The 17,497-nt window shown below is 48.4% G+C and carries 10 protein-coding genes; 3 read left to right on the top strand and 7 right to left on the bottom strand.

The window, feature by feature from the left end:
* Positions 1–64: 64 nt before the first annotated feature.
* Complete coding sequence (locus EOO49_RS06750; RefSeq protein ID WP_290844002.1) at positions 65–2,485, top strand: BamA/TamA family outer membrane protein; 2,421 nt, start codon at positions 65–67, stop codon at positions 2,483–2,485.
* A gap of 17 nt (positions 2,486–2,502) precedes the next feature.
* Here EOO49_RS06750 and EOO49_RS06755 read toward each other — a convergent pair whose 3' ends face one another.
* The 3 genes from EOO49_RS06755 to EOO49_RS06765 all read right to left on the bottom strand — a co-directional run bounded on the left by EOO49_RS06755 (position 2,503) and on the right by EOO49_RS06765 (position 7,694).
* On the bottom strand, positions 2,503–2,829 hold the full coding sequence (locus EOO49_RS06755; RefSeq protein WP_290844003.1) for a multidrug efflux SMR transporter: 327 nt from the start codon (positions 2,827–2,829) through the stop codon (positions 2,503–2,505).
* A 311-nt stretch (positions 2,830–3,140) separates the two neighbouring features.
* Positions 3,141–7,307 carry an ATP-binding protein gene (locus tag EOO49_RS06760; RefSeq protein WP_290844004.1) on the bottom strand — a complete coding sequence of 1,389 codons (4,167 nt, stop codon included), beginning with the start codon at positions 7,305–7,307 and terminating at the stop codon, positions 3,141–3,143.
* Between the two features lie 3 nt (positions 7,308–7,310).
* Complete coding sequence (locus tag EOO49_RS06765; RefSeq protein WP_290844005.1) at positions 7,311–7,694, bottom strand: response regulator; 384 nt, start codon at positions 7,692–7,694, stop codon at positions 7,311–7,313.
* Positions 7,695–8,041: 347 nt separating this feature from the next.
* On the opposite strand from EOO49_RS06765, the gene EOO49_RS06770 reads away from it, so the two are divergent.
* Positions 8,042–8,827, top strand: coding sequence for a Ku protein (locus tag EOO49_RS06770; RefSeq protein WP_290844006.1), 786 nt, complete (start codon positions 8,042–8,044; stop codon positions 8,825–8,827).
* Between the two features lie 237 nt (positions 8,828–9,064).
* Positions 9,065–11,731 carry a DNA ligase D gene (gene ligD / locus EOO49_RS06775; protein ID WP_290844007.1) on the top strand — a complete coding sequence of 889 codons (2,667 nt, stop codon included), beginning with the start codon at positions 9,065–9,067 and terminating at the stop codon, positions 11,729–11,731.
* 270 nt (positions 11,732–12,001) lie between these two features.
* Here ligD and EOO49_RS06780 read toward each other — a convergent pair whose 3' ends face one another.
* From EOO49_RS06780 to EOO49_RS06795, 4 genes are all read right to left on the bottom strand, one after another.
* Positions 12,002–13,549 carry a L,D-transpeptidase family protein gene (locus tag EOO49_RS06780; protein ID WP_290844008.1) on the bottom strand — a complete coding sequence of 516 codons (1,548 nt, stop codon included), beginning with the start codon at positions 13,547–13,549 and terminating at the stop codon, positions 12,002–12,004.
* 305 nt (positions 13,550–13,854) lie between these two features.
* A complete protein-coding gene (locus EOO49_RS06785; protein ID WP_290844009.1) occupies positions 13,855–14,463 on the bottom strand; it encodes an HPP family protein in 609 nt (202 codons plus the stop codon).
* Positions 14,463–15,704 carry a chloride channel protein gene (locus tag EOO49_RS06790; RefSeq protein ID WP_290844010.1) on the bottom strand — a complete coding sequence of 414 codons (1,242 nt, stop codon included), beginning with the start codon at positions 15,702–15,704 and terminating at the stop codon, positions 14,463–14,465. Before EOO49_RS06790 ends, EOO49_RS06785 begins: the two co-directional genes overlap by 1 nt.
* A 73-nt stretch (positions 15,705–15,777) precedes the next feature.
* Positions 15,778–17,490 (bottom strand): patatin-like phospholipase family protein, encoded by a 1,713-nt coding sequence (locus tag EOO49_RS06795; RefSeq protein WP_290844011.1) that lies wholly within the window; start codon positions 17,488–17,490, stop codon positions 15,778–15,780.
* Positions 17,491–17,497 lie beyond the last annotated feature (7 nt).

Below are 17,497 nucleotides of genomic sequence, written 5' to 3' on the forward strand. Positions count from 1 at the left end.
ATTCGTGTATTTGTGGCCAAAACCCATTGAGTTGCGACCCGTGCGACGCCAATTGGCGCAAACAATGCACGAATTTGTATCCACTTTAAATCCACATGCGTGGCGCAAGAATTCCGAGGCGAAACAAAATCCGCCAGCAAAACCGACTAAAATCCCGACCGTGAATTTACGTCCGACCCTAAAAAACATCGCGGCGACACTGGCCTTGCTCGTTGTCGCATCGTGTTCCAACACCAAATATCTCAAAGAAGGCGAATTGCTGTATTTGGGAGCCGATGTCGAAATCAAGTCCGACTCCATGCCCAAAAAGAACCGCAAGCAACTCAAGAAAGACCTCGAAGGACTGACGCGTCCGCGGCCAAACAAAGCCATTTTGGGATTGCGCCCGAAGCTCTACATCTGGAATTTGGCCGGCGAACCCAAGAAAGACAAAGGTTTCCGTAACTGGCTTCGCAACAAAGTAGGCGAAGAGCCTGTACTTTTCCATCAGGTCGACCTCGATTACAACGCCGAAGTTCTACAGAGTTACGCCCAGAACAAAGGCTATTTTAAAGCTGTCGTATCGGCCGATTCCACGCGTCGCGGCAAAAAAGCCAAGGCCAGGTATACGATTACGCCCGGTCCAAGATATACGATCAAAAGCGTGACGTTCCCTGAAGATTCGATCGACTCCGATCTCGACAGCACGATCGCCAGGACGCAACGCCGCAGTTTGCTCAAAGTCGGTGACGGATTCGACCTCGACGTGATCAAGGACGAGCGCGACCGCATCGACACGCGATTGAAGAACAAAGGCTATTTCTTTTTCAGTCCCGATTTCCTCAAAGTCCAGGTTGACAGCACGATTGGCGAACACAAAGTCGACCTTTTCGTCAAGGTCAAGGACGAAACGCCCGACGCCGCCAAGAAAGTCTACAAGATCAACGACATTTTCATCTATCCGAGTTTTTCAGTGAGACGGGACACGGTCGGAATCGACTCGACTGACGTGACTTATTACCACGATTTTGTCATAATCGACAAACAAAACATGTTCAGGCCGCGCATTTTCGACCGGACGATGTATTTCAAGAAAGGCGACACTTACAGCCGCAACAACCACAATCTGACGTTGAGCCGACTCACGAACCTTGGCGTTTTCAAGTTCGTGAAGAACGATTTCAAGGTCGTGGACGACGAGGCCGGCGACAAACTCGATGCGTTCTACTACCTCACGCCGCTTCCGAAGAAATCGATCCGCGTGGAAATACTCGCCAAAACGAATTCGGCCAATTACACAGGAACGGAACTCAACGTGAACTGGAGCAACCGAAACACGTTCAAAGGTGCCGAATTACTTCAGATAACGGCCTTCGGCGGACTCGAAGTACAGGTTTCGGGACAGAACAAAGGCTTCAACGTCTATCGCGTCGGTGGCGAAACGAATCTCGTCTGGCCGCGTTTTGTCGCGCCTTTCAAACTCGATACGCCAAGCGGATTCATGCCGAGAACCAAAGCCACGCTGGGTTACGAATACCAGATGCGCCAGCAATTGTACTCACTCAATTCGTTCAAGGGCTCGTTCAGTTACCTGTGGAAAGACAATCCGCGACGCGACCACGAACTCAAGCTCACCGAAATCACCTACGTAAATCCCGGAAACGTAACGGAGTTATACATGGAAAGGATTCGCGAAGACAATACGGGAACGCTTGAAAAAGTCATTGAAAAACAACTCATTTTCGGGCCTTCGTACAGTTACACCTACACCAATACAATGCGCCAACGCCTGAAACACCAAATCTATTTCAAAGGCATTTTGGACGTGGCCGGAACCATTGCCGGAGTCGCGACAGGCGCAAACGTGCAAAAAGGCGATACCACAAAAGTCTTCGGAGTGCCGTTCAGCCAATATGTAAAAGTCGAAGCCGATTTCCGTCATTACTGGAAATTCAGCGAAAACACACAGCTCGCCAGCCGCATTTTTGGAGGTTTTGGCTACGCTTACGGCAACTCGACCTCACTTCCTTTCATCAAGCAATTTTTTATCGGAGGAACAAACAGCATCAGGGCATTCCGCGCCAGATCGCTCGGGCCGGGAACGTATCGCGCGGAGACCGACACCAACGAATTCCTGCCCGATCAATCGGGCGACATCAAGATCGAGATGAACACAGAGATCCGTCAGAAACTTTTCAGTATCGTGCACGGAGCGGTTTTTGTCGACGCGGGAAATATCTGGCTGAGAAACAACGGCACGGGAGACGATCCGCTTCCGGGTGCAAAATTCACAAGCAAATTCCTTAGCGAAATGGCCGTCGGAACCGGACTTGGCTTGAGATTCGACCTTTCTTTTCTGGTGCTCCGGACAGATCTGGCCTTTCCGCTCAGAAAACCGTGGCTTCCGCAAAACGAACGTTGGGTAATCGACCAGATCGAATTCGGGAACGCGGGCTGGCGCAAGGAAAATCTAGTTTTCAACCTCGCCATCGGCTATCCTTTCTGAGATTCAGCAAGTGCTTATCAATGCGAAACAACCTTTAATCCAACGATCGATCCAACCAAAGTCGCGATAAAAAACATACGCCAAAAAGTGGCCGGTTCCTTGAACACGAAAATCCCGACCAAAACGGTCCCGACCGCTCCGATTCCGGTCCAAACCGCATAAGCAGTGCCAATCGGCAAGGTTTCGGTGGCTTTCATCAAGAGCAACATGCTAACGGTTAGCGACACCAGAAATCCCGCGTACCACAAATACATTTCCGTTCCCGAGGCGGTTTTGGCTTTTCCAAGACAAGACGCAAAAGCGACTTCAAACAAGCCTGCGACAATCAAAACGATCCAATCCATCTTTCGTGTTTTATGCAAATTTGGGGATTCGAATCCAAGAAACATTTTAAAATGACCGAAATGTTTTCAACAGGATCTCGAACTGAATCTGATTTTTTTTGAAGCCAATCCCGCTGCCTGCTCCTAGCTTTCTCGAAACCGCCGGTTTTTGCAGACTTTTGCCCAAGAGCTTCCGTTGGTCGCTTTGGCCAAAAGGCAAAAACAGGGCGTTTCCTTCAAAAGGCTATCCACAGCATCGGGGCTGGATAGGTCTCAAAAAACCAAAACTTCTTCGTAAGAAAATAACGGTACACGCAAATCAGTTCCCAACGTCAAAAATCCTGAGCTGGAAGATAAATATAGAAGGAGGCGCCTTTCCCGGTCTGGCTTTCGGCTTTGATGAAACCTTGGTGGTTCTCGACGATCTTCTTGCACAAAGCCAACCCGATTCCCGTTCCGGAGAACGAAGTGCGTTGGTTGAGTCGCTGGAAAATCGTGAAAATCTGATCGGCGTACTTTTGCTCGAACCCAATTCCATTATCCGAAAAAACAAGTTCCACATAAGTTTTTTCGGGATAATGCACGTTCTCGAAATTGAGATCGGCTCCCAAAACTTTTCGCGCCTTCATCGTAATCACAGGCGCGACTTCGGTGAACTTGAGCGCATTTCCTATCAGGTTCGAAAAAAGTTGGTTGATCTGCAACGGGATCGCGGTGATCGTCGGCAAAAGATCGGCTTTGATTTCCGCGCCTTTTTCTTCCGCGAGTAACTCAAAATCGACCAAGACGTTCTTTAAAACCTCATTCAGGTCGACATTTACGAAATGCTCGTCGATGCGCGATAATCGGCTGTAATTTAACACCGCGCGAATCAGTTCGCTCATCCTTTCCGCCGACGAATTGATCTTGTCGAAATATCTCGCGGCAACCTCGGCATCGTGCAGGTTGCGCTCGAGCATGCCCGAAAACATCTGGATCTTGCGCAAAGGTTCCTGCAAGTCGTGAGAAGCGACATAGGCGAATTGTTCCAGTTCCCGGTTCTGGAACTCGAGCTCGGCGTTGTATCTCTGCATTCTGTCCTCGGCCAGCTTTCGTTCGGTGAGATCGCGCGTCACTTTCGAGAATCCGATGACGTTGTTTTGGTCGTCGTGCAAGGCCGTGATTGCGACAAGCGCCCAAAAAACGGTGCCGTCCTTGCGAATCCTGAAACCTTCGTGGGTCGCGCGTCCGGTTTTCTGGGCTTCTTCTATAAGCGATTGCGGCAATTTGCTTGCCTGATCTTCTGGCGAATAGAAAATCGTGAAGTTCTTCCCGACGATTTCCTTGTCCGAATAGCCTTTAATCTTTTCGGCTCCTTTGTTCCAGTTCAGGATTGTCCCGTCGGTATCAAGCAACAATATCGCGTAATCCTGGACTTCCTCGGTCATGCGCTGGTAGCGTTCCTCGCTTTGTTTGAGTTCGCGGTTCCTTTCGGCCAGAATGCTTGTGCGATGCTGCACTTTTTCTTCGAGAATCGCTGTTTGGAGTCGCTCGTCGGTGATGTCGAGTACGGTTCCGAACATTTTCAGGGGTTTTCCATCGGCATCGGTTTCCACATTGCCGTTCAGGCGAATCCAGTGCAAACTTCCGTCTTGCCAAATGATGCGCGCCTCATAGAACAATTTGCCCGATTTTATCGCCTCGGCTATCGCGACATTGCGCAATGGCAAATCTTCGGGATGGATTTTCCCGATGAAATCGGTATGATGGAAATCGTTCGAATCCGGATAGCCGAAAATCTCGGCCAAACGACCCGAATAACTGAAATCGTCCAACGTGAAATCCCATTCGAAATTCCCCATGTTCGCGCCTTCTATCGCGAGCTGGAATCGCTTGGCGCCGGCCTCGATTTTTTTGCGTGCCATGACGCTTTCGGTAATCTCGTCGGCCACGACCATGATTCCTTCCACATTGCCGTTTTCATCGCGATAAGGTTCGTAGACGAATTTGACGTAAATCTTGTTCGAGGCGTCGTTTTCGATGATTTCCAAAGCCATTTCGTCGGCTACGAACGGAATTCCCGTGTCGAAAACCGATTCCAGCAAGTCGCGGAAACCCTGATTTTCCACTTCGGGCAAACCTTGCAAAAGCGGCTTGTCCTGCACTTTCTCTCGGGGTTTTCCCCAAATCTCGAGAATGCGATCGTTTGCTATTTCTACCACAAAGTCGCGTCCTTTGAGCAAGCATATCGCCACGGGAGCGTGAAGAAAAACGTTGCGAAGTTGCGAATTCACGTGCTCGCGCGAACTTGAAAGCTGCAACTGCGATTTTACCCTGGCGAGCAATTCCTTTGCCGAAAAAGGCTTGACGAGATAATCGTCTGCACCGAGTTCATAGCCTTCGATCTTGGCTTCTTCTCCGGCCCTTGCCGACAAAAGCACGACGGGAATCTGCGAAAATGCCTTGTCAGACTTGAGTTGGCGCATCATGTCGATGCCGTCCATTTCGGGCATCATGATGTCGCTTATGATGAGATGCGGATTAAATTCGCGCACTTTTTGCAAACCGTCGATTCCGTTGGTCGCGTTGGCCACGATGTATTGGCTCGAAAGCAGTTTGGATACATAATCGCGCATGTCGGCGTTGTCGTCGACCACGAGGATTTTGAGGAATTGGTTGGAATCTCCTGGATTTTGTTCTGATTCGGATTCGGTTGCGATCGACCGGATCACGTCGTCGTCATACCTGTTCGGACTGATTTCGGTAGCCGCAATGTCTGAATCGATGATGTCCGATTCGTCCAGATGTGCTTTTCCCGTTGGGATCGTCACCGTAAAAGTCGTGCCTTTTCCCAATTCGCTTTGGGCGGAAATCGCTCCGTGATTCAGTTTGACGAGTTCTTTTACGAGCGAAAGTCCGATGCCCGTGCCTTCGAAACTGCGTCCGCCCGAATTCCTGACGCGGTGGAAACGCTCGAAAAGCCGCGACATCTCTTCTTGCGAAATTCCGATTCCGGTGTCTGAAATCTTCATTTCGACGATGTTGCTTCTCTCTGTGACAGCTATGGAAACTTTGCCCGAAAGCGTGTATTTGTAAGCATTCGAGAGTAAATTCAACACGATTTTTTCCCACATTTCGGAATCGACATAAGCCGCTGACCTGACATTTGTGAAAACCTCGAATTCCAGTTCGGCTTTTTCGAAAAGCGATTGGAAAGAACTCGCGAGATCTTTGGTGAATTGTCCCAGGCAAACCGCACGGAATTTGGCCTGCACGCGCCCGGACTCGATCCGGCTGAAATCCAGGAGCGAATTCACGAGCCTCAAAAGTCGCATCGCATTCCGGTGCGTGATTTCGATATTTTTGAGATCGTCCTGTGATTGCTTTGAATTCGGATTGTTCAGCATTTCCTCGAGCGGACCGAGCATCAAAGTGAGCGGCGTGCGGAATTCGTGGCTGATGTTGCTGAAGAAAATCGTCTTTGCCTTGTCTATTTCGGCCAGCGCCTCTGCCCTTTTCCGCTCGCGTTTCAAGGCGTAAGCGTTCGTCAGTGCGCCCGCGATCTGGTCGCCCACGAGCCTGAAAAAATCCTTGTATTCCTCGTCGAGCAATCGATATGGATTGAGTCCGATGGAAAGCAGGGCAAAAGGAAATTCGTGGTTTGTCTGTAAAATCGGAACCAATAACGCCTCGTTTGGCGATTCCGTCCAAATATCCGTTGGAATATTTCCGAACCTGTTGCGCAAATCGCCAACCGATTCGATTGAACTTTCGCGAATGGCACGCGTAAGTTCCGGGAAACGTTGCCGTTCTTTTCCGAAAGGCACGAACGATTGCGAAAGACTGTCAGGCAAATTTTGCGGCAACTTGCCTTTGAGGCGCAATTCGCTTCCGTCCTCGCTCACTTCGTATAAAGTAACAAATGGGAAATCTTTTGGGTTTTCGGATAAGATCTCAAGCGTCGACCGATAAATGTCGTGGTTGTTCTGGTGGTTGAGATTTTTGGCCAAATCGCGCAATGTCCGCATTTGGCGTGCCCCGATGATTTTGGCCGTATCGTCCGTATTGGCGCAAATGATGCCTTGAGGCTTTCCGTCTTCGTCTGCGATCGGACTGTATGAAAAAGTGTAATAGGTTTCCTCGGCATAACCGTTTCGCTCCATGATCAGCAACAAAGCTTCGTCATACGTACCGATATTTTCCTCGATACACTGCTTGGCGCGCGGCTCGACTTCGTGCCAGATCTCTTTCCAGACCTCGAACGCGGGCTGCCCGAGCGACTCCGGATGTTTTCCTCCTGCAATTGATCTGTAAGCGTCGTTATAGATGTTGATCAGTTCTTTTCCCCACCAAACGAACATCGGCTGACGGGATGTCAGGATGATCCGGACGGCGGTTTTAAGCGGCTGTGGCCAAGAAGATGGTTCTCCCAAAGGCGTTTTTCCCCAATCTTTGTTGCGGATCAATTCGCCAAGTTCTCCTCCGCTTTGAAGGAAAGATGCGCCAGGATGTGAAGTCATAGGTTATTTTAGTATTTTTCCCAATAAATCCTGTAAACCTTGCACAGACGACGGTTTTATGAGAAAATCCGTGGCGCCTAAGGCCATCATTTCCTCTGTCGTTCTTGGAGCGGCAGCCGTCGAGTAAATGAAAACGGCGACCTCGTTGAGTCGCTCCATTTTTCTTATTTCCTCTAAGGTTTCTTTCCCGTTCATTTTTGGCATGTTCATGTCGATGAAGATGAAATCGGGCGTAAAAGAATCGTCCTTGAGCTTGGCGATCGCTTCTACTCCGTTTGAGGCGAACGTGCACAGGATTTCAGGATCGATGGTCGTTGCCGCATCGCAAAAGAATTCCTGGTCGTCCACATCGTCATCGATAAACAAACATCGCCTTGGGGAAGCCATTTTGCTTGGTGGGGATTAAATTGAGTAGTACTAAAATACGTTTTTTTAGGATAGGCCGAACGCTAACTTCGCATCATTCCGGAAGCGGCAAATCTTACTTTGAGCAAACTGATTCTCGTTTGCAACCATAGTTTCGAACCGATGACCTTGAGTGGATTGTTGGCATTCATGACCTTTGTTTTTGGTTGAATGCAAAGTTGAGGCTTCGAATTTTGAAACTTCTTACAGGATTCTTGTCGCACGTTGCATGATTACGGCATCAACCGCTAAAGGTGCAAGCTTTGATGCGAACGATATAAGCCGAATTTTGTTCAGAGTCAGAACTTTGTCTGGAAAAATTTTGACAGATGAGAGCACTTTGGAAAGGCGGAATCAGCTTTGGGCTGGTAAACATTCCCGTAAAATTATACAGCGGATCGCAGTCGCATCGCGTCGATTTGGACATGATCAGAAAGAAGGACCAATGCCAAATCGAATACGTGAGAGTCTGCAAAAAAGACGGAAAGGAAGTGCCTTGGGATGAAATTGCGAAAGGCTACAAAAAGGAGAACGGCGATTACGTAATTCTGGACAAAGCCGATATCGCGAGCGCCATGCCCGAAAAAACCCAGACGATCGACATTTTCGAGTTCGTGAAAGAAGACGAAATCCCGTCTCGCTATCTCGAGAAACCGTATTTTATCGAGCCGGACAAAATCGCGATGAAAACCTACGCTTTGTTGCGGGACGCTTTGAAAAAGTCGGGAAAGGTCGGATTGTGCAAGTTCATCATCAGATCGTCGGAACACCTGGGAATCCTTACGCCGCAAGACGACGCTATCGTCCTGGTGCAAATCAGGTTCGAGGAAGACTTGCGCGATCCCAACGAGCTCAAACTTCCGACAGCCAAAATATCGGTCACCAAAAAAGAACTCGATATGGCCATGACGATAATCGACCAGCTCACCGACAAATTCGAGCCCGAGAAATACAAAGACACGTACAAAGCCGAATTGATCAAGCTTATCAAAAAGAAGTCGGCCGCAAAGGGCAAAAAAGTCGCCGTTGCCGAACCCAAAGCCAAGAAAGAACGGCATCCGGCGGATGATTTGCTCGATCAATTGAGAGCGAGTCTTGAGGCGATCAAAAATTAGCACAATGCGGCAATCAGGATACTTTTTGGTATGAAATAAAATTTAACAAAATGTACATTTTTTCTGTAATGACGGTATTTGGGAAATCCCGAAATTACCTTCAGGGAAGGGGCGAATGCATATCCCTACAAAATAAAAAAATAGCCCGATTACAGAAAATCCGTAAAAATTGTTAAAGTTTAAAATCTTCCGCTACGTGTTCCTATAAGTTAGATAGCATTTTTAAAACTCCCAAAAATGACACTGTCAAAGTACAACCAAAAGCGCGATTTCAAGAAAACCGCCGAACCCAAAGGCGTCAAAAAGCCTTCGAACGGAAAACTGCGATTCGTGGTCCAAAAACACGCGGCTTCGCATCTGCATTATGATTTCAGGTTGGAAATCGACGGCGTCCTCGTGAGTTGGGCCGTTCCGAAAGGGCCGTCTGCGAATCCTGCCGACAAGCGTCTGGCAATGCACGTCGAAGACCATCCGATGAACTATATGGACTTCGAAGGCACAATCCCGAAAGGCGAATACGGAGGAGGAACTGTCATGGTTTGGGACATAGGAACGTACGAACCTGAAGGCGATTTTCCGGCTGCGAAGCAAATGTCCGAGATGAAGAAAATGCACGAATCGGGTTCCATAAAGATCGTACTTCATGGCGAAAAACTCAAGGGCAGTTGGGCGCTTGTCCAAATGCATGGACGAGGTGAAAACCAGTGGTTGCTGATCAAGCACAAAGACGAATTCTCGGGCGCGAAAATCGAGTATAATCCTTATTCGATCATTAGCGGACGCGACTTCGACGAAATTGCGAAAGGAGACGAAATCTGGACGTCCGACCGAAAAAAAGACGGTACGAAAAAATCGGCGGCGGAACAAAAAGCGGCATTGCCTAAAGCGGTTTCCGAAAAAAAATCGGTCAAAAAAGAAGCGTTTTCTGCACAAGATCTCGCGTCTGCCGAAAAAATCGACAAGTTCCCGACAAGTTGGAGTCCGCAATTGGCGACGTTGGCCGACGAACCTTTCGACGACAACGACTGGTTGTTCGAAACGAAATTTGACGGCTATCGCGCCCTGGCACAAATCAACGACGGCAAATGCGAGCTCGTCTCGAGAAACGGGATTTCGTTCAACAAAAAGTATCCCGAAATCGTCGATTTGCTTTCCGATGTCCCAACCGATATGATTCTCGACGGCGAGATCGTGATCGAGGATTCTAAGGGAAAAAGTCACTTCCAATGGCTGCAGAATCGCGATGAAAACCCAGATCGCGGCGTGATGAAGTTCTATGTTTTCGACATTTTGTACTTCGGAAATTACGATCTGCGCGCACTCGATTTGCTTCAGAGAAAGAAAATCCTAAACGCTGTCCTTCCGAAAAAGAAAAATATCGTCTTCTCCGATCATACCATCGGCGACGGAAAAAAAGCGTTCCAAAAAGCCGAAAAAGCCCAAGGTGAAGGTATTATCGCCAAGCGGATCGCCTCAAGGTACGCAACCGGAAAACGCACCAAAGACTGGCTCAAGATCAAGACCGAAAAACAACAGGAAATGGTCATTGGCGGATTCACCGAACCTTCGGGAAGCCGCGTGGGAATTGGTGCTTTGCTTTGCGGTTATTACGACGGAGACGATTTTATGTACTCGGGAAAAGTCGGAAGTGGATATACTGAAGACATCCTTCGTGATTTGCGGGAAAAACTCGACAAACTCGAACGAAAGACGCCGGCTTTCAAAAATCCGCCGGAGGAAAAAAACGTGCATTGGGTTACGCCGAAACTCGTCGCCAATATCAAGTTTTCGGAATTTACCGAGACGAATTCGATGCGCCATCCGGTTTACCAGGGTTTGCGTGTGGATAAAAAAGCTTCGGACGTACAACTGGAATTGCCACAGGTTGCAAATTCCAATACCAAAATTCCAAATTCGAAAGCAAAATCAGAAATCGAGCACGAACCGAAGCCCAAATCGGTCTCAAAAAAATTCGCTAAATCAACTGCCGTGAAAATCGAAAAAACCAAAGTTTCCGACCTCAAATCTTTGTCCGATAAAGTCGAGTTCACGAACTTGGACAAAATCTTTTGGCCGACCGAAAAAATCACGAAAGGCGACGTAATCGCGTACTACAATTCGATTTCAGACGTCATCCTGCCTTATCTCAAAGACCGTCCGCAATCGATGCGGCGAACGCCCGATGGCATAAAATCGGAAGGTTTTTTCCAGAAAAATGTCGAAGGTTCGGCTCCGAAATGGGCCAAGACGCGCAAGATAAAATCAGACTCCAAAAGCGAATCGGTGACTTGGCTGATCTGCAACGACAAGGACACGCTGCTCTACATGGCCAACATGGGTTGCATCGAGATCAATCCCTGGAGTTCGCGCGTGGGTTCGCTCAACAATCCCGATTACATCATTTTCGACCTCGACCCGAAAGGTGCGCCTCCAGAAAATATCGTCAAAACAGCCAAAAAAGTCAAGGAAGTGCTTGATAAACTGAGCGTTCCGGCCTACATAAAAACATCGGGCGGAAACGGACTGCACGTTTTCATTCCGGTCAAGCCGAAATACACTTACGAGCAAACGCGCGAATTCTCGCATTTGGTCAGTCAGATCGTGCACCGCGATTTACCCGAAATCACGAGTCTGGAACGCATGCCATCAAAACGTCAGGGCAAGGTTTACCTCGATTTTCTACAAAACGGAAAAGGAAAGACCATGGCAAGCATCTACTCGCTTCGTCCACGCGAAGGCGCCGGTGTGAGCACGCCTCTCGATTGGGACGAAATCAACGACAAACTCGATTTAAAGGCTTTCAACATCAACACGTTGCCAAAAAGACTCGAGCAAAAAGGTGATTTGTGGGCGAATTTTTTCGAAGATGCGATTGATCTGAAGGAAGTTTTGAAGAATTTTTAGGGCGCGCCGGCAGCGGTTTTTCAGTGGCAGTTGCAGTTTCACATTGGCTTTGAAGCAAGTTCAAAAAGCTGCCGTCGGGCTGCAGCCACTCGCTTTTGTCCAGCTTCAAGGGCTGGCCAAAGAGCTTAAACAAAGGCGGCATCCCTCGCGCGTACGCCCGGAATTCTGGGAATCAACCAAAATAATTTCCGCATCCGCAAATCCGTGAAAACGAAAAAGCCGAAACCAATCCATCCAGATTCGTTTCGGCTTTTTAATATGTCAATACTTTTATTGGTAGAGCAAACTTGCCAGTCGTCCGTCGCGATTGTAAATGTCGTCAAAGAACGCAACGTTTCCGTTGGCATCGGCAGTCGCTGTGAAATATGCGATGTAGACCGGAATTTTTCGGTTCAACGGATATTGCTTTTCTTCTCCGGAATTCATGTACTCGTCGATTTTCGAACGCGACATTTTCTTGTCGTCATCCAAAATGAGGTAGGCAAGTTCTTTGGCTTTCTGCACCCGCACACAACCGTGGCTGAAGGCTCGTTCATCCCTGTTGAACAGACTTTTCGCAGGCGAATCGTGCAGATAGATGTTGTTTTGGTTCGGAAACATGAATTTGACCAGGCCGAGCGAATTTTTGGGGCCAGGTTTCTGGCGATAGTTCGCTCCCACTTTCTCGATGTTTTCCTTTTCGAGGTAATTTCCGTTTTTGGCGATATTCGGTTCGATCTCTTTTTTGACGATGGATTTCGGGATATTCCAATATGGGCTAAAAACCAGATAGCTCATTTTCCCACTGAAAACCACGGTTTTGTTGAGCGCTTTGCCCACTACGACATTCGATTCCAAAGCCGATTTTCCACCTTTGACATAACTCAAATGATAAGACGGAATGTTCACCGCCACATATTCAGGAGCTTTCTCGAAATCGGGTGAAATCCAGCGGCAACGCTCCATGTTCACGACCAACGTCTTGATTCTTTCGGCCACCGGAACATTTAGATTCTTGACAAGATCGGCGTCGATAGTTTTGTTGTCGATAAAGCGTCTGTTGTTATAGCCGATGATCGCCGTTTCCAGTTCCTCGTCAAAAGTCTGGTTTTGGGAATCTGATTTCAGATCGCCCGAAGCCACCAAACGCTTGCGAACTTGGGCCACGATCGCATCGGAATCGCCTTTTTTGAAAGTCTTTTTCGCTGGCAGCTCGATTTTTGCCCAACCGCCTTTTTTCTCGATCTCGCGATATTTTCCGAGCGCTTTTCGCAGATTGTCATATTGCGAAAAAGTCTCGCGTTTGTCGTCCTTGAGCAAACCCGGATCTTTCATCAGAGTATCCAGATAAGCCACGTAAGAGACTTTTTGGCGCGGCAAAAACCAACCCATTTTGCGGCTTTCGGCAGGTGGAACTCCGGCGTAAACCTTGTCCACATAAAAAATATAAAGTGCCGAAATCAACAGGTCGTCTTCGGTTGTAGGTTTTTTGGTATCGCGGGTGTCGAACAGATCGGCATATTCTGATTTATAAGGCAAATCGACCACGACGCCTTCTTTTTCAACCTGAAGTGCTTTGTCGTACAAAACTTCAGAGAAGTCGATACGCCCGTCTTTGTCATACCAAAGCATTTTGTTGGCGCTGGCTTTGTAAAGCTGCCCGATTTTTGGTTCGCTGTTCTTGAATTCAGGATGTTTGGAATAGAATTCGGTAACTTTTTGAGAGTCGAGTTCGTATCTGTCTTTTGGATCTTGCGAAAGTTGTCCGTCATTTTTCTTACACGAAAGGACAAGAAAGGCACAAAGCGCAAATAGGATTTTGGGGAATTGGGTTTTCATATCTGTAATCTTTTTGGGCTAAATTACAGATGCGGTTTGCCGCAAACAAGGCGTTGTAACAGTTTATGGGAAAGATGTAAGCCCACTTTTTCGTAGAATTTCCCGCCAAATTGGCTTCGGATCGCCTATAAAATTCGCGAATTCGCGGCTTAAACATAAGCGCTAAAAACGTCTCCCTAATTTACTAAAGCAACGAGTTATCGTTTATCGCTATCATTCGTGCATTCGTGGCCAAAACATCGAAAAATTCGTGGCGAAAAAATCTGTGGTAAAGATTCACGTAAATCGCCGATCCGCGGTAAAAATCAATTCGAAGCAGAACTACGTCTCGATCGGAAAAGGTATTTCCGTTTCAAAAGCAAAACCTTGTGATGATTTGGATAGTGCCGACGATTCGTAGCATTGTTAAAAACCAAAGCCACCAAAAGCAGAAGCAGCGCACCGCTCAAAACGGGCGACAAAACATAGTAAAATCCAAGCGCCTTGATTTGAGGCGAACCCGTTGCGGCAATCAAGGCTGTCGCGCCTCCGGGCGGATGCAACGTCTTGGTAATCTGCATCAAAACGATTGACAAGGCAACCGCGAGCGGTGCGGCGATCCAGACTTCGGGAATCAGTTTCGTGACTGTGACGCCCACGATTGCCGAAACCAGATGTCCGCCGACTAAATTGCGAGGCTGCGCCAGAGGACTTTGAATCACACCATAAACCAACACACAGGAAGCTCCGAACGACCCGATGAGAAATACATAATCTTCATTCGGAAATGCGCGATACTGCAAATAGGAAATGATTCCCATTCCTACAAACGCGCCCAAAAACGCCCAGAAATGCTCGCGGAAATCGACCAAAGTTTCGCGATACAACACATATTTCGTCTTTCGGAAAGTGCGTTTTAGTCTTTCGATCGGCATCAGTTCGTCTTATAAGTGTAAACCGTAAACGGATAAAGTTTTCGGGCCGAAAATTCGCTCAGGGTACAAACGAGCAGCAACGGCAAAAGCAAAACGTAATTTCCGGTGATGCCGCAAACGAGGAAAACCGCGGTCAACGGCGCTTGTATCGTCGCGCTCAAAACGGCCGCCATTCCAACCAACATAAAATTCACGACAATCAGGTCGGCGTGAAAAAAGTGGTTGCAGACCAAGGCGAACAAAAGTCCTGAAACCGCGCCAGTGACGAGACTTGGTGCAAAAACGCCTCCGTCTCCGCCTGCCCAAAGCGCGATTGCGGTCAAAAGTGGTTTCGCCAGCAAAAGTGCGATGAGCAAAACGACGAATCCGACAGAAAATGCGCCCGAACTCGCAACAAACAACTGTTCGAGTCCGTGGTAACCGTCTCCGTAAAGTTGCGGCAACGCCAAAAGTCCGAGTCCGATGAGAAAAGCCGCGGGCAAAATCTTATATTCGGCACGCGAAAAAATCTCCGATCTCGATTTGAACCACAAAACGCTTTTGGTCATGTAAACCGAATTCAGCGCGGCAAACAATCCGAAGACTGCGAAGTATGGCAATGCGGAAAGGTTCCAACGCGTCACCTTTACGTCGAACAAATTTGCGGGCGACAAAAAATGGCTCAAAATCAAAGCCGACAGACACGCAAAGGCCATGATCAGCAATGATTTGAAGGTTTTCTTTTTGGAAACGACCTCGATCGAAAACAAGATTCCGGCCAACGGACTGTTGAAAAGTGCGGTCAAGCCGGATGCGATGCCCGCGCAGATCATCTCGGTCTTGTACTTTCGGAAGAAATGCTGCCTGTCGTGCGTGACCGATCCTACAGCGGCCGAGGCGACAACAGTCGAAACCTCGATTCCGGTCGGTCCGCCAAAAATCACGGTCAGGAAACCATTCACGAAATGCGAAGGGATTTTGTACAATGGCAAACCTTTGCCCGATTCCAGACTGTCGAAAACTTCCGAAATTCCTTTGTTTTTCTTGTTTCGGAACAAATTTCGTCTCAAGAGATAAATCAGTCCTAGCCCGATTATCGGGAATAAGAAAAACAGGATTTGGTGGTGAAAAGCCTTTTCGAACAGGATTTCCTCGAAATGTTCGGTAATCCATTTTAGGGCGATTGCCACGAAGCCTGACAAAAATCCGATGAGCAAAGCCACTCCGAGCAATTTTGCCCATTTGATGCTTTGCAGTTTCAAGCGAAGTTGCGTTTTGGAATCCATTGTTGCAAAGGTAAACTTCACGATCGGAAATGCCCAGAAACTTAACAGCCTATCTCAAAAGTTCCCAATCTTTGAGACTCGATTTTATGGCCTCGAGGACTTTTTTGCCGAGTAATTTGTTAAGCACGACTTTGGCGCCAATCCACAGCAAACTCGAGGTGAACCAATTGAGTTCCGTCGCATTCATGAGGATTTTCTGGATTCTGTCCTTTATCGGACCCAACAATTTGTCAATTTCGGATTCCTTGATTTTTGGCCAGGTCGATCCACTGGAAAACACTGGCATTTTGATCGTTCCCGGCGCCGGACTCGCGGTGAAAATCGGGATGATCTGATACCGCATTTCCCCGGTGGCGTTCGAGGCGAATCGCGATTTGTCGACGTTGGCATAACCTTGGGCGAAAATCGGGTTCTGTTCGAGAGCGGTTTCTGGAATCGTAAAATAGTCTCTCAGGAAAATCTCGCAATTGTAGCGTCCCAAATAATAATCGTGGATTCGGAATTCCTTCGAAAGAAAGCCTCCAAAACCCGACAAAGTGCCGCAAGCGATCGCTTTTTCGCCAAAGAGTTCGTTGGTCACGTTGCCGTTCTTGTCGCGGATTTCCCTTGCGGGCGAAACGATGAAACGACTTGCGTCCGACATAAGCATCACCGCGCGATAGTCGATTGGTTTGGCGCGCATTTGCGAGGTCATGGCCGACAACGTTTTTCCAATCACCGAAAAAAGTCCCTGGCTGAACTTGAATTCCTCGGGATCTTTGCTTGGAAACGGATCGATCATCAACACAGTGTTTTCAAACGATTCGTACATCGAATTGACCGTCGTGAGCGTTTCCTGCCTTTGTTCCATCGTGGCATTTTGCAGCGATCGCGTCTCGATCGTGAAGTCGTCGAGCAAATCGCGCACTTTTTCGTAGGGTTCGTTGTTGATCATTCCGCCGTCGACGTTGAGCGTTTTCACGGTTTGCCCAACGAGCGGACTGTTTTTGAAGATGTCGCGAAGCCACGGAATTTCCTGCACATATTTGGTCTCGCGTTCAACGATTCTCGATTGGAGTCCGACGGGAAACGCGCCCGTTGCCATTGCCGCATCTTTCGCCGTTTTCAGGCTCGGATTGTCCTTCGAGAAATCGAGCGGAATCCAACCTGGACTCGTGGGTTTTCCGGCATCGGTTACCTCAAAACACGCATAATCGTTGTGTACCGACATATTGTATTTTTCCTTGTGCCTTCCCGATACGAAATCGACATTGTAGTGAAATCCGCCAAGGTTCGACAGCGTCGTGAAAACCTTAACGGGCAATTCGAAATAGTTGGGAGTGGCACGCAGATTGCCCTTGTTGGCCGACAGCATTTTTTCGGCGACTTCATCGATGAACCTCGAATTGAGCAGCGATACGATATTGCCTTCGGAAATGTCGGAATTCTCGAGCATTTTCGGGAACATGTCGCGGTGCGTCAGATCGACCCAACTGTTGTAGAGTTTGTTCTCTGGATGTTCGTCGAAAAGTTTCGAAGGTTCGGGAACCGTAACAGGCTTGATTTCGCGGTTGATCGTACTTGCCGCAAGCATCGCGGTCATTCCGCCGGCCGACGCTCCGCCCATTATCGGGATCGTGACCTGGTGCGAAGGCACATCGGCTTGACCGCGCCTTTTCTCCCAATCTTCGAGCGCTTCGAGCAAATAATCCATGACGCCCGCCGTGTATGCGCCCGCTGATACGGCTCCGGCCATGCAGAGACCGATTCGGAATGGTTTCATATCTGGA

This window comes from Flavobacterium sp. (assembly GCF_004295795.1).
Classification (GTDB): domain Bacteria; phylum Bacteroidota; class Bacteroidia; order Flavobacteriales; family Flavobacteriaceae; genus Flavobacterium.

Bases quoted from the DNA above. Each gene is read 5' to 3' on its own strand.
- EOO49_RS06750 (WP_290844002.1), top strand. From the start codon at position 65: ATGCACGAATTTGTATCCACTTTAAATCCACATGCGTGGCGCAAGAAT.
- EOO49_RS06755 (WP_290844003.1), bottom strand. From the start codon at position 2,829: ATGGATTGGATCGTTTTGATTGTCGCAGGCTTGTTTGAAGTCGCTTTT.
- EOO49_RS06760 (WP_290844004.1), bottom strand. From the start codon at position 7,307: ATGACTTCACATCCTGGCGCATCTTTCCTTCAAAGCGGAGGAGAACTT.
- EOO49_RS06765 (WP_290844005.1), bottom strand. From the start codon at position 7,694: ATGGCTTCCCCAAGGCGATGTTTGTTTATCGATGACGATGTGGACGAC.
- EOO49_RS06770 (WP_290844006.1), top strand. From the start codon at position 8,042: ATGAGAGCACTTTGGAAAGGCGGAATCAGCTTTGGGCTGGTAAACATT.
- ligD (WP_290844007.1), top strand. From the start codon at position 9,065: ATGACACTGTCAAAGTACAACCAAAAGCGCGATTTCAAGAAAACCGCC.
- EOO49_RS06780 (WP_290844008.1), bottom strand. From the start codon at position 13,549: ATGAAAACCCAATTCCCCAAAATCCTATTTGCGCTTTGTGCCTTTCTT.
- EOO49_RS06785 (WP_290844009.1), bottom strand. From the start codon at position 14,463: ATGCCGATCGAAAGACTAAAACGCACTTTCCGAAAGACGAAATATGTG.
- EOO49_RS06795 (WP_290844011.1), bottom strand. From the start codon at position 17,490: ATGAAACCATTCCGAATCGGTCTCTGCATGGCCGGAGCCGTATCAGCG.